At 67.1% G+C, this 12,134-nt stretch carries 12 protein-coding genes and 1 riboswitch; all 12 genes read left to right on the top strand.

The window, feature by feature from the left end; all coding sequences use genetic code 11:
- Positions 1 to 3: 3 nt before the first annotated feature.
- The 12 genes from BM133_RS02445 to BM133_RS02390 all read left to right on the top strand — a co-directional run bounded on the left by BM133_RS02445 (position 4) and on the right by BM133_RS02390 (position 12,129).
- The gene (locus BM133_RS02445) at positions 4 to 660 is read left to right on the top strand and encodes a TetR/AcrR family transcriptional regulator (RefSeq protein WP_093431404.1); all 657 of its coding nucleotides are present in this window, start codon (positions 4 to 6) and stop codon (positions 658 to 660) included.
- A gap of 148 nt (positions 661 to 808) precedes the next feature.
- Positions 809 to 1,801, top strand: coding sequence for a tripartite tricarboxylate transporter substrate binding protein (locus BM133_RS02440; protein ID WP_093431402.1), 993 nt, complete (start codon positions 809 to 811; stop codon positions 1,799 to 1,801).
- A gap of 30 nt (positions 1,802 to 1,831) precedes the next feature.
- Positions 1,832 to 2,605, top strand: coding sequence for an ABC transporter permease (locus BM133_RS02435; RefSeq protein WP_093431401.1), 774 nt, complete (start codon positions 1,832 to 1,834; stop codon positions 2,603 to 2,605).
- A 41-nt stretch (positions 2,606 to 2,646) separates the two neighbouring features.
- A complete protein-coding gene (locus BM133_RS02430; RefSeq protein WP_093431399.1) occupies positions 2,647 to 3,657 on the top strand; it encodes an ABC transporter substrate-binding protein in 1,011 nt (336 codons plus the stop codon).
- Positions 3,658 to 3,811: 154 nt separating this feature from the next.
- Entirely contained in the window at positions 3,812 to 4,591 is a 780-nt protein-coding gene (locus BM133_RS02425; protein WP_093431398.1) for an ABC transporter ATP-binding protein, read from the top strand.
- Positions 4,592 to 4,600: 9 nt separating this feature from the next.
- A complete protein-coding gene (locus tag BM133_RS02420; RefSeq protein WP_093431396.1) occupies positions 4,601 to 6,031 on the top strand; it encodes an enolase C-terminal domain-like protein in 1,431 nt (476 codons plus the stop codon).
- Positions 6,032 to 6,063: 32 nt separating this feature from the next.
- Entirely contained in the window at positions 6,064 to 7,227 is a 1,164-nt protein-coding gene (locus BM133_RS02415) for a Gfo/Idh/MocA family protein (protein ID WP_093431394.1), read from the top strand.
- Positions 7,228 to 7,249: 22 nt separating this feature from the next.
- On the top strand, positions 7,250 to 8,437 hold the full coding sequence (locus BM133_RS02410; RefSeq protein WP_093431393.1) for a dihydrodipicolinate synthase family protein: 1,188 nt from the start codon (positions 7,250 to 7,252) through the stop codon (positions 8,435 to 8,437).
- 8 nt (positions 8,438 to 8,445) lie between these two features.
- Positions 8,446 to 9,324, top strand: a complete 879-nt coding sequence (locus tag BM133_RS02405) for a sugar phosphate isomerase/epimerase family protein (protein ID WP_093431391.1) — start codon at positions 8,446 to 8,448, stop codon at positions 9,322 to 9,324.
- Between the two features lie 48 nt (positions 9,325 to 9,372).
- Positions 9,373 to 10,464 (top strand): DNA glycosylase AlkZ-like family protein, encoded by a 1,092-nt coding sequence (locus tag BM133_RS02400; RefSeq protein ID WP_093431389.1) that lies wholly within the window; start codon positions 9,373 to 9,375, stop codon positions 10,462 to 10,464.
- A 177-nt stretch (positions 10,465 to 10,641) separates the two neighbouring features.
- Positions 10,642 to 10,805: riboswitch (FMN riboswitch) on the top strand.
- Between the two features lie 95 nt (positions 10,806 to 10,900).
- Positions 10,901 to 11,413, top strand: coding sequence for a 6,7-dimethyl-8-ribityllumazine synthase (locus tag BM133_RS02395; RefSeq protein ID WP_093431388.1), 513 nt, complete (start codon positions 10,901 to 10,903; stop codon positions 11,411 to 11,413).
- Positions 11,414 to 11,445: 32 nt separating this feature from the next.
- On the top strand, positions 11,446 to 12,129 hold the full coding sequence (locus BM133_RS02390) for a glutathione S-transferase family protein (protein ID WP_093431386.1): 684 nt from the start codon (positions 11,446 to 11,448) through the stop codon (positions 12,127 to 12,129).
- Positions 12,130 to 12,134: the final 5 nt, after the last annotated feature.

Raw genomic sequence — 12,134 nt, 5'->3', positions numbered from 1 at the left:
GCCATGAAGGCACCGAAGGACTCCCCGCCCGAGACGCTCGAACCGCGCTCGCGCGATGCCGACCGCTCGCAGCTCGCCATCCTCGCCGCGGCGCGCGAGGAGTTCTCGCAACTGGGCCTGGCCGGCGCGCGCATGGACAGCATCGCCACGCGCGCGGGCCTGAACAAGCGCCTCATCTACTACTACTTCGGCAGCAAGGACGACCTGTTCCTCGCGGTGCTCGAACGCACCTACGCCGACATCCGCGAAGCCGAACAGCGGCTGCACCTGGACGAGATCGAACCGGTCGAGGCGATCCGCCAGCTCGTCTCGTTCACCTGGCACTACTACCTCGAACACCCCGAGTTCATCACCCTGCTCAACAGCGAGAACCTGCACCGCGCCGCGCACCTGAAGCGCTCCGAGCGCATCCAGGAGATGAACTCGCCGCTGGTGCAACTGCTGGACACCGTGCTGGAGCGCGGCCGCCGCGAGAACCTGTTCCACGCGGGCGTGGACCCGGTGCAGCTGTATATCTCCATCGCGTCCCTCTGCTACTTCTATCTCTCGAACAACCACACGCTCTCGGCCATCTTCGGGCGTGACCTGCGTGCGCCCAAGGCGATGGCGCAACGCCTCTCGCACATGACCGACCTGGTCCTGGGCTACGTCCTGCGCTGAGCGCGCGGGCGTTTACAAAACGCCTTCGGGTATTCACTAGGCGGCGTCGGTTGACGCTGCGGCGCAGCCGTTTCTACAATCGTTAATTCACTTATTGGTGAATTGATCGACTCAAGACAGCGGCCCGACCGCGCGGAGACAAACAACCATGAAGCGACTCGCACGCACCACCGCCATCACCGCATTCGCTGCGCTCACCGGCCTGGCCGCGCTGATGCCGGGCCTGGCATGGGCGCAGAACGGCTACCCCACCAAGCCGATCCGCGTGATCGTTCCCTTCGCAGCGGGCAGCACCACCGACATCATTGCGCGCGCCATCGCCGACAAGATGAGCCAGAGCATGGGCCAGACGCTGGTCATCGACAACCGCGGCGGCGCGAGCGGCACCATCGGCCAGCAGGCGGTGGCCACGGCGGCGCCCGACGGCTACACGGTCATGATCCACTCGTCGTCGCACACGGTGAGCCCCTCGACCTTCGCCAAGCTGCCGTTCGACACGGTGGGCGACTTCGCCGGCGTCACGCCGATCTCGTCGCTGCCCAACGCGCTGGTCATCTCGCCCACGAAGAACATCAAGACGCTGCCGCAACTCCTGGCCGCTGCACGCGCCAAGCCCGGCAGCATGAACTTCGCCTCGGCCGGCCAGGGCAGCGCCACGCACCTGAACGCCGAGAAATTCAAGATGGCCGCGAAGATCGATGCGACCAACATCCCGTTCAAGGGATCGGGCGAAGCCGTGACCGAAGTGCTCTCGGGCCGCGTCGACTATTACTTCTCGCCCATCGCCCCGGTGATCGGCCAGATCAAGGAAGGCCAGCTGCTCGCGCTCGCCGTCGGTTCGCCCAAACGCGCGGCGGCCCTGCCCGACGTGCCGACCACCACCGAAGCCGGCGTGCCCGGCTCCGAGTTCAATTTCTGGATCGGGATGATGGCGCCCGCCAAGACGCCGCGCGACATCGTCAACCGCCTGCACGACGAAGTGGCGAAGGCGCTGGCCACGCCCGAGGTGAAGGAGCGCTTCCTCAAGCTCGGCGCCGATGCCTGGACGCTCAAGCCCGAGCAGTTCGACACCTACATCAAGGAAGAGATCGCGAGCAACGCCCAGCTCGTGAAGGCTGCGGGCCTGCAGGTCCAGCAGTAGGCCACCCTCCACAAGGCACCTGTCGTCGTCATGCTCCGCAAGCTCCTGCTCTCCCCGGCCCTGCGCCCGTTCCTCTTGATCCTGTTGCTGCTGGTGCTGTGGGACCTCGTGATCCGGCTTTTCAAGATCCCGGCCTACCTGATCCCGCCGCCGTGGGAGGTCGTGAAGCAGCTCGTCGCCGAATGGCCGCGCCTGCTCGGCGAAGCCTGGAAGACCACGCTCGCCACGCTCGGCGGCTTCGGCCTCACGATCCTCATCGGCATCCCGATCGCGATGGTCATCGCCTACTCGCGGCTGGTCGAGTCGTATGTGTACCCGCTGCTGGTGTTCTCGCAGAGCATTCCCAAGGTGGCGATCGCGCCGCTCTTCGTGGTGTGGTTCGGCTTCGGCATCCTGCCCAAGGTGATCAGCGCCTTCCTGCTGGGCTTCTTCCCGGTGGTGGTGTCCACGGTGATGGGCTTCAAGTCGGTCGAGCCCGACATGCTCGACCTGGCCCGCTCGATGGGCGCGAGCCGCCTGCAGACCTTCTTCAAGATCAGCCTGCCGCAGGCGCTGCCCGCGATCTTCAGCGGCCTGAAGGTATCGGTCACGCTGGCCGTCGTAGGTGCCGTGGTCGGCGAATTCGTCGGCTCCAACTCGGGCATCGGCTACGTGCTGCAGGTGGCCAACGGCAACTTCGACCTGCCGCTGATGTTCGCCGCGCTGGTGGTGCTGTCCAGCATCGGCGTGATCCTCTTCGTCGCCGTCGACATGGTCGAGCGCGTGATGATTCCGTGGCACGCCTCGCAGCGCCCCGCGCACTGAGTTCCCTCGTCATACCTACAAAACTCCCGGAGACAACCGCCATGAAGAAACTGCTTCCCTCGATGCTTGCCGTCGCCGTCACGGCCCTCGCGACCTTCGCCATCGCACCGGCCCATGCCCAGGCTGAGAAGCCCAAGGACAAGGTCACGCTGATGCTCAACTGGTACCTCTACAGCGAGCACGCGCCCTTCTTCCTCGGCAAGGAAAAGGGCTTCTACGCCGAGGAAGGCATCGACCTGGACATCCAGGAAGGCCGCGGCTCCGCCGTCACTGCGCAGGCGGTGGCCGCCAAGTCGGCGACCTTCGGCTACATCGACGTCACCACCATGATCAAGGCGGCCGCCAAAGGCGCACCGCTGAAGTCGACCGGCGTGCTGTTCCAGGTGAGCCCGATGTCGGTCATGGGCTTCACCGAGAAGAACATCAAGACGCCCAAGGACATCATCGGCAAGACCGTGGCCGTCACGCCCGGCGATTCGATGTCGCAGATGTGGCCGCTGTTCCTCAAGGTCAACAACATCACGGCCGACCAGGTGAAGATCGTCTCGGGCGACGGCCAGACCAAGCTCAATGCGGTGACCAACGGCCAGGCCGACCTCCTGCTGGGCTATGTGATGGACCAGGCCATCAAGCTGCAGGACGCCACCGGCAAGCCCGTGACGCCGATCCGCTTTGCCGACTCGGGCGTGAACCAGATCAGCTCCGGGATCATCACCAACAAGAACCTCTTGACCGAGAACCCCGACCTGGTGAAGCGCTTCATGCGCGCCTCCACCAAGGCCGCCGAAGCTGCCGAGAAGAGCCCCGAGGCGGCCGTGGACGCGATGCTCAAGGCCAACCCGAAGGCCGGCGTGCGCGACACGCTGATCGTCGGCATGAAGCAGAGCGTGGCGCTCTATCACACGAAGGAAACAGCCAACCAGAGGCCGTTCCGCGTGGCGATGAAGAACGTGAACGACTCGCTGGACCTCCTGGTGCAGTACGGCGGCATGGACGCATCGACGCGCGGCAAGCCGGAAGACTACGTGACCCTCGATTTCCTGCCGCAATAGGTTCGCCCCCAGGCTGCGCGCACTTCGTGTCGCTTCGCCTTCCCCCTTCCGGGGGCGACACCAGCGGCCCGGCAAAGCCGGTTCCGCGGTGTCTCCCGAAAAAGCCAAACGCCACTTCGTTCACTCGCTCGCTTCCGCTCCCTCTTCAAGCTCCATGTCCACCAATGCCCTGATCGAAGCGCGCGGCGTCTCGAAGACCTACCCAAGCAAGGACGGCCCGGTCGAGTCGCTCAAGCCCCTGGACTTCGCCATCCGGGAAGGCGAATTCGTCTCCGTCGTCGGCCCTTCGGGCTGCGGCAAGAGCACGCTGCTCAAGATGGTCGCGGGCTTGCTGCCCATCAGCGGCGGCGAGCTCACGCTGGCCGGCAAGCCGATCAAGGGTCCGCAGAAGGACGTGGGCATCGTGTTCCAGAGCGCGGTGCTGCTGCCCTGGCGCAGCGTGGAAGACAACATCCTGCTGCAGGCCGAGATGCGCCACCTGCCCAAGGCCGCCTCGCAGGCCCGGGCGCGCGAGCTGATGGAGATGGCTGGCCTCAAGGGCTTCGAGCGCAAGTACCCCTGGCAACTCTCGGGCGGCATGCAGCAACGCGCCTCGATCTGCCGCGCGCTGCTGCACGACCCCTCGGTGCTCTTGATGGACGAGCCCTTCGGCGCACTCGATGCGATGACGCGCGAGAAGATGAACCTGGAGCTGCAGCGCATCTGGATGGCGTCAAAAAAGACCGTGATGCTGATCACCCACAGCATTCCCGAAGCGATCTTTCTCTCGGACCGCGTGATCGTGATGAGCGAGCGCCCCGGCTCGATCGCCGCCGTGTACGACATCGACCTGCCGCGCCCGCGCACGCTCGACATGATGGCCTCGCCCGAGTTCGGCGCCTACACGAAGCTGGTGCGCGCGCATTTCTTCTCGCAGGGCATTCTGGACCACTGAACGCCTGCCATGGACGCGCCCCGCTTTCACATCCAAGAGATCCGTTTTTCCGAGCGCGACGTGGCGCTGCGGCTGCCGTTCCGCTTCGGCGCCGCCACCGTCACCGCTTGCCCGCAGGTGTACGTGCGGGCCCGCATCCGCTTCGAGAACGGCGGCACGGCCGAAGGCTGCGCGGCCGAGATGATGGTGCCCAAGTGGTTCGACAAGAACCCCGCCCTCAACAACGAGCAGAACTTCGAGCAGCTGCGCTTTGCGCTGCGCGACGCGCGCGATGCGTATGCGGCCGAAGACGACGCGCAGACCGCGTGGACGCACTTCGCCTCGAACTACGCTGCGCTGCAAGCCCGCGCGAAGGCCAAGGGCCTGCAGGCGCTGGTGGCCAGCTACGGCCCCGCGCTGATCGACCGCGCCGTGATGGACGCGCTGTGCCTGCACACCGGCACGAGCTTCGCGGCGGCCATGAGCGCCAACCTCTGCGGCATCGACATCGCAGGCAGTGGCCTCGCCGACGACCTTGCGGGCTTCGACGTGCCCGCCTTCCTGGCCGGCCAGTCGCCGCGCGCAAGCATCGCAGCGCGCCACACCGTTGGCCTGGCCGATGCCATCGATGACAGCGACGCGCTGCCCGACGCGCCGGCAGACGGTCTGCCCACCACGCTCGCAGCAGCAGTGAAACGCTACGGCCTTACCCACTTCAAGCTCAAGCTCTGCGGCAACACCGCGCAGGACATCGACCGGCTCCAGCGCATCGCCCGCGTGATCGACGGCCACGCGCAACTCGTGACGCTCGATGGCAACGAGCAGTACGCCGACGCCGATGACTTCGCCGTCTTTCTCGATCGCATGCTCTCCACGCCCGTGCTGTGGAAGCTCGCGCAGAAGACCGTCTTCGTCGAACAACCGATCCGCCGCGACGCCGCCCTGGAGCGCAGCGTGTCGGCGCTGGGCAAGCGCATCCCGCTGCTGATCGACGAATCCGACGCCACGCTCGACGCCTTCGTGCAGGCCCGCGCGCTCGGCTACACCGGCGTGTCGAGCAAGAGCTGCAAAGGCTTCTACAAGTCCGTCGTCAACGCGGCGCGTTGCGCGCACTGGAATGCGGCAGAAGACAAGTCGCGCTATTTCCTTTCCGGTGAAGACCTCACCATGCAGGCCGGCGTCGGCGTACAGCAGGACCTCGCGCTCGTCGGCTGGCTCGGCCTCTCGCACGTCGAGCGCAACGGACACCACTACGTCAACGGCCTCGCAGCCGTGCCCGAGGGCGAGCAGCAAGCCCTGCTGAAGCTGCACCCCGGCCTCTACGAACCCAGCGACGGCGCCGTGCGCCTCGCCATCCGCGGCGGACAGCTTGCCTTGTCGCCGCTTGCCACCGCGCCCGGCTTTGCCACCGGCATTCCCGGCGCCGGCATCTCGTGGGACGCCATGCGTTCCGTCTACTGAAGCACCCCTCTCGCATCCCAAGGAAGAAAACGATGGCCACCCAACGTCTAGGAATCATCATGCACGGCGTCACCGGCCGCATGGGCATGAACCAGCACCTGATCCGCTCGATCTGCGCCATCCGCGCGCAAGGCGGCGTCACGCTGTCGAACGGCGACAAGGTGATGCCCGACCCGATCCTCATCGGCCGCAATGCCGAGAAGATGGAAGCGCTCGCCAAGGCCCACCACATCGCGCGCTGGGGCACCGACCTGGACAAGGCGCTGGAGAACAAGGACGACACCATCTTCTTCGACGCCGGCACCACGCAGATGCGCCCCACGCTGCTGGCCAAGGCCATCCGCGCCGGCAAGCACGTGTACTGCGAGAAGCCGATCGCCACCAACCTGAACGAAGCCGTCGAAGTCGCACGCCTGGCCGAAGGCTCGGGCCTGAAGCACGGCGCGGTGCAGGACAAGCTCTTCCTTCCCGGTCTGCGCAAGCTGGACATGCTGCGCCGCGCCGGCTTCTTCGGCCGCATGCTCAGCGTGCGCCTGGAGTTCGGCTACTGGGTGTTCGAAGGCGACCTGCAGCCCATCCAGCGCCCGAGCTGGAACTACCGCAAGGAAGACGGCGGCGGCATGATCCTGGACATGATGTGCCACTGGCGCTACGTGCTGGACAACCTGTTCGGCGAGGTGAAGTCTGTGTCGTGCATCGGCGCCACGCACATCCCCAAGCGCTGGGACGAAGCCGGCAAACCATACGAAGCCACGGCCGACGACGCGGCCTACGCCACCTGCGAGCTCACGGGCCACAACGGCGAGCCGGTGATCGCGCAGATCAACATGAGCTGGGTCACGCGCGTGCGCCGCGACGACCTCGTGACCTTCCATGTGGACGGCACCGATGGCTCGGCCGTCGCGGGTCTTTCGAGCTGCCGCGCCCAGTCGCGCGTGGCCACGCCGCGCCCGGTGTGGAACCCCGACGAGAAGCAGATGATGAATTTCTTCGACCAGTGGCAGGAGATTCCGGATTCGCAGGTCTACGACAACGGCTTCAAGATCCAGTGGGAGCACTTCATTCGCCACGTGGTGGAGAACGAGCCCTACAAGTGGACGCTGCCCGAAGGCGCCAAGGGCGTGCAATTGGTCGAGGCCGCGCTCGAATCGTGGAAAGACCGCCGCTGGGTCGACGTGCCCGCGCTCAAGGTCTGAAGAGCCTGAAGAAGAACAAGCCATGGCACTGTCGCTGACCCTTCCCACCGCGAGCGGCGCGCTCGCGCCCTACGCGCTGCGCGGCACCGCGCCCGTCAAGCCCGATGCGGGCGTGAAGTTCAACCGCATCGCCTATTCGGCCGCGCACGTGGTGGCCGACCCGCTCGCCGCCATCGACCCGTGGCTGCAGGCGGCAGTCGATTGGGACACCACCATCGCCTACCGCCGCCATCTGTTCTCGCTGGGCCTGGGCGTCGCCGAGGCGATGGACACCGCGCAGCGCGGCATGGGCCTGGACTGGCCCACGTCGCTCGAACTGATCCGCCGCTCGCTCGATGCGGCGAAGGACGTGCCGGGCGCGCTGGTGGCCTCGGGCTGCGGCACGGACCACCTGGACATCGACGACGTGAAGAGCGTGGACGATGTGATCCGCGGCTACGAGGATCAGATGGCCGCCATCGAGGCGCTCGGCGGCAAGCTGATCGTGATGGCCAGCCGCGCGCTCGCCCGCGTGGCGAAGAGCCCCGCGGACTACGAGCGCGTGTACGACCGCATCCTGAGCCAGGCCAGGCAGCCCGTGGTGCTGCACTGGCTGGGCGACATGTTCGACCCGGCGCTCGCCGGCTACTGGGGCACGAAGGACGTCGATGCGGCGATGGACACGGCCGTCGGCATCATCGCGGCGCATCCGGACAAGGTCGACGGCATCAAGATCTCACTGCTCGACAAGGACAAGGAAATCGCGATGCGCCGCCGCCTTCCCAAGGGTGTGCGCATGTACACGGGCGATGACTTCAACTACGCCGAGCTGATCGCCGGCGACGGCTTCGGCGATGAGCCCACGCACGGCAAGAGCGATGCGCTGCTCGGCATCTTCGACGCCATCGCGCCCGCGGCGAGCGCCGCACTGGGCGCACTGGCGCAAGGCAACACCGAGAAGTTCCACGCCATCCTCGGCCCGACGGTGCCGCTGTCGCGCCACATCTTTGCGGCGCCCACGCGCTTCTACAAGACGGGCGTGGTGTTCATGGCCTGGCTCAACGGCCACCAGAAGCACTTCACGATGGTGGGCGGCCAGCAGAGCACGCGCTCGCTGCAGCACTTTGCAGAACTGTTCCGCCTGGCCGATGCGGCGAACTTGCTCGAGCAGCCGGAGCTGGCGGTCCGCCGCATGAAGACACTGCTCGCGCTGCACGGCGTGGAAGGCTGAGCGAGCCCATGCGCGATTTCTCGCAGAACCACGACTGGCTCTCGATCAACACCGCGACCGTGCGCAAGCAGTCGGGCGCCGAGGTGCCGCTGGACCGCATCATCGACCAGTGCGCCGAGCGCGGCATCCGCGCGATCAGTCCGTGGCGCGACCAGGTGGCCGCAGTCGGACTCGACAAGGTTGCGAAGCAGTTGAAGGCGCACGGCATCGGCCTCTCGGGCTACTGCCGCGGCGGTTTCTTCCCTGCGCCCGATGCAGCGGGCCTGAAGGCCGCGCTCGACGACAACCGCCGCGCCATCGACGAAGCGAAGACGCTCGACGCGCCCTGCCTCGTGCTGGTGGTCGGCGCCCTGCCCGGTGCGCTCGAAGGCAAGGCCGCGTACAAGGACCTCGCCCGTGCGCGCAACGAGGTGCGCGACGGCATCGCCGCATCGCTCGCGTACGCCCGCGAGGTCGGCATGCCGCTCGCCATCGAGCCCCTGCACCCGATGCAGGCGGCCGACCGCGCGTGCATCAACACGCTTGAACACGCACTCGACCTCTGCGACGAACTCGACGCAGGCAAGAGCGGCATGCTCGGCGTGGCGCTGGACATCTATCACGTCTGGTGGGACCCGAAGCTGCAGCAGCAGATCGCCCGCGCAGGCCGCGAGCGCCTGCTGGCGTACCACGTCTGCGACTGGCTCACGCCCACGCGCGACCTGCTCTCCGACCGCGGGATGATGGGCGACGGCGTGGTCGAACTGAAGAAGATCCGCGGCTGGGTTGAAGACGCAGGTTTCGCGGGCTTCAGCGAGGTCGAGATCTTTTCGAACCTCGACTGGTGGCAGCGGCCAGGGGCCGAGACGCTGGATGTTTGCATCGAGCGACACCGCAGCGCAGTCTGACGCGTTGCGCCGAAGCGAACTGCAGCCGCTTGTGCTGCAATTCGCTGCATGGCTGACCCGACCCTCGACGACCTGCGCCGCTATGCGGTGGCCCGCACCCTCTTCAAGCCGACCACCTTGCCCGGCGCGATCCGCCAGCTCGGCTTCGTGCAGGCCGACCCGATCCGCGCCCCGGCGCGCGCGCAGGACCTGACGCTGCGCCATCGCGTGAAGGACTACCGCGCGGGCGATCTCGAAAGCCGCTATACCCGCCTGGCCATCGAGGAAGACTGCCTCGTCAACTATGGGTTCCTCCCGCGCGAGCACCTCGCATTGATGCACCCGCGCGAGGCCAGGCAAGCCTGGAACGCCGACACCCGGCGCAAGGCCGCCGACGTGCTGGCCTATGTGCGCGAGCACGGCCCGGTGCATCCGCGCCAGGTCGAGCAGCACTTCGCGCACGGCCGCATCCAGAACTACTGGGGCGGCTCGAGCAACGCGACCACGCACCTGCTCGACGGCATGCACTACCGCGGCATGCTGCGCGTGGTGCGGCGCGACAGCGGCACGCGGGTCTATGAAGCGGTGACGCACATGCCCGCCGACGAGAGCCCCGCCGGCCGTGCGCAGCGCGCCGCAGCGCTCATCGAACTGATCGTGCGCAAGTACGCGCCGCTGCCCGCCGCCAGCCTCACCTACCTCGCGCGCCTGCTCGGCTACGGCGCGCCGCATCTCGCGGCGCAGACGCAGGCGGCGCTGCGCCTGGCGCGCGAAGCGCTTGCGAGTTGCCGCATCGACGGCACCACCTGGTACTGGCCCGCGGACGAGAACCCGGCCTCCAGGCGCCATGCGCCCGATGACGCGGTGCGCCTGCTCGCGCCCTTCGATCCGGTCGTGTGGGACCGTCGCCGCTTCGAGCTGCTGTGGGGCTGGGCGTACAAGTTCGAGGCCTACACGCCCGCGCCGAAGCGCCAGTTCGGCTACTACGCGCTGCCGATGCTGTGGCACGACCGCGTGATCGGCTGGGCCAACGTGACGGCACCCGAAGGCCGGCTGCAACCCAGCTTCGGCTACGCCGACAAGAGGCCGCGCGATACGGCGTTTCGCGCGGCGCTCGACGACGAGCTTCATCGCATGACGCAGTTCCTCGCGGGGCGCTGACCTGCTCCCCTCATTTCGTTCATCGACCCTCCCGACGCAGCGCCGTACCGTGACTGCGAGTGCGACGTATCGCTTCTGAAGAAAATCCCCGCGCGGCCCAAGGTCTGGCGCGCGGGCGACAACCCCGTGCCGCGGAGGGCTTCTAGAATCGCGCCGTTGTCCGGCTCGCCGGACGGCAAGCGTTCTCAGGGCGGGGTGCAATTCCCCACCGGCGGTGATGGCGATCGAAAGGTTGCACAAGCCCGCGAGCGCCCGAGGCCTGCGCAAGCAGGCAACGGGGTCAGCAGATTTCGGTGCGATTCCGAAGCCGACGGTCACAGTCCGGATGAAAGAGAGCGCGAAATGCGGGCACGCCCGCGCGCTCTGCCATGAGCGCGCGGTGTGCCTTGCGGTTTCGTGCGCCCTGATTCAGGAAACCTGCTTTCAGAGGCACACCATGAGTCAGATCAACGACCTTCCCCTCTCCGCCATCACCGCGTCGAATTCGTCGCGCGGCGAGCGCATCGCTTTCGTCGAGGCGCAATGGCATTCCGACATCGTCCACCAGGCACGCGACGCTTTTCTCGAAGAGATGGCGCGCCTGGGCGTGGCGCGCGAGCTCATCGACATCTTCGATGTGCCCGGCGCCTTCGAGATTCCGCTGCACGCCAAGCGCCTGGCCAACTCGGGCAAGTACGCGGCCATCATCGGCTGCGCACTGGTGGTCGACGGCGGCATCTACCGCCACGAGTTCGTCGCGAACACCGTGGTGAGCACGCTGATGTCGCTTCAACTGGAGACCGACGTGCCGATCTTCTCGGCCGTGCTCACGCCGCACCACTTCCACGAGCACGTGGAGCACCGCAAGTACTTCCATCGCCATTTCGCGATCAAGGGCACCGAAGTGGCCGAGGCCTGCTTCAAGACGCTCGAGGCGCTGAAGCAGGTGGACGCGGCACTGGCCGCGTGACAACGGGCACCCGTCCGCAGTAATCTGCGCGGATGGCCTCTCCATCCGCCTCCAGAGATCGCTACACCCTCTACGGCGCGCCCGGTTCGGGCGCCACGCCGGTCCACGCGGCGCTGACGCTGATCGGCGCACAAGTCGAGACCGTCGACATCGCCACCTGGGAGAGCGACGCCGAACGCGAGCGCGTGTCGAACGTCAACCCGATGCGGCAGGTGCCCGCGCTCGTGCTGCCTTCGGGCGAGGTGATGACCGAGAGCGCGGCGATCCTGATCTGGCTGGGCGACCGTTACCCCGAAGCCGGGCTCTGCCCTGCGCCGGGCGACCCGCTGCGCGCGCGCTACCTGCGCTGGATGGTCTACCTGCCGGCCTCGATCTATTCGCTCTTCTGGGTGCGCGACGATCCCACGCGCCTCACGCCCGACCCCGCGGCGCAGGCCGTGATGCTCGAACGCACGGCCGAGCGCATCGCGCATTGCTGGCACCTGATGGACACGCAGATCGACGAACCCGCGCCCTACCTGCTCGGCGAGAAGATCGGCATGCTCGACCTGTACGTGACGGTGATGTCGCGCTGGACGCCGCAGCGCCGGCGCTTCTACCGCGTGGCGCCGCGCATGGCGCGGGTGGTGCGGCGCGTGGACGCCGATCCGCGCCTGGCCGATTTCTGGGCTGCGCGATTTCCGTTCTCGATGGACGAGGAAGCCAGGAAGGACTGAGGCCC

Origin of the sequence: Variovorax sp. 770b2 (assembly GCF_900115685.1) — a bacterium.
Classification (GTDB): Bacteria; Pseudomonadota; Gammaproteobacteria; order Burkholderiales; family Burkholderiaceae_C; genus Variovorax.
The sequence above is the reverse complement of the archived record's forward strand: the minus strand, read 5'-3'. Positions and strand labels throughout refer to the sequence as shown.

Bases quoted from the DNA above. Each gene is read 5' to 3' on its own strand.
- BM133_RS02445 (WP_093431404.1), top strand. From the start codon at position 4: ATGAAGGCACCGAAGGACTCCCCGCCCGAGACGCTCGAACCGCGCTCG.
- BM133_RS02440 (WP_093431402.1), top strand. From the start codon at position 809: ATGAAGCGACTCGCACGCACCACCGCCATCACCGCATTCGCTGCGCTC.
- BM133_RS02425 (WP_093431398.1), top strand. From the start codon at position 3,812: ATGTCCACCAATGCCCTGATCGAAGCGCGCGGCGTCTCGAAGACCTAC.
- BM133_RS02435 (WP_093431401.1), top strand. From the start codon at position 1,832: ATGCTCCGCAAGCTCCTGCTCTCCCCGGCCCTGCGCCCGTTCCTCTTG.
- BM133_RS02405 (WP_093431391.1), top strand. From the start codon at position 8,446: ATGCGCGATTTCTCGCAGAACCACGACTGGCTCTCGATCAACACCGCG.
- BM133_RS02415 (WP_093431394.1), top strand. From the start codon at position 6,064: ATGGCCACCCAACGTCTAGGAATCATCATGCACGGCGTCACCGGCCGC.
- BM133_RS02400 (WP_093431389.1), top strand. From the start codon at position 9,373: ATGGCTGACCCGACCCTCGACGACCTGCGCCGCTATGCGGTGGCCCGC.
- BM133_RS02420 (WP_093431396.1), top strand. From the start codon at position 4,601: ATGGACGCGCCCCGCTTTCACATCCAAGAGATCCGTTTTTCCGAGCGC.
- BM133_RS02410 (WP_093431393.1), top strand. From the start codon at position 7,250: ATGGCACTGTCGCTGACCCTTCCCACCGCGAGCGGCGCGCTCGCGCCC.
- BM133_RS02390 (WP_093431386.1), top strand. From the start codon at position 11,446: ATGGCCTCTCCATCCGCCTCCAGAGATCGCTACACCCTCTACGGCGCG.
- BM133_RS02395 (WP_093431388.1), top strand. From the start codon at position 10,901: ATGAGTCAGATCAACGACCTTCCCCTCTCCGCCATCACCGCGTCGAAT.
- BM133_RS02430 (WP_093431399.1), top strand. From the start codon at position 2,647: ATGAAGAAACTGCTTCCCTCGATGCTTGCCGTCGCCGTCACGGCCCTC.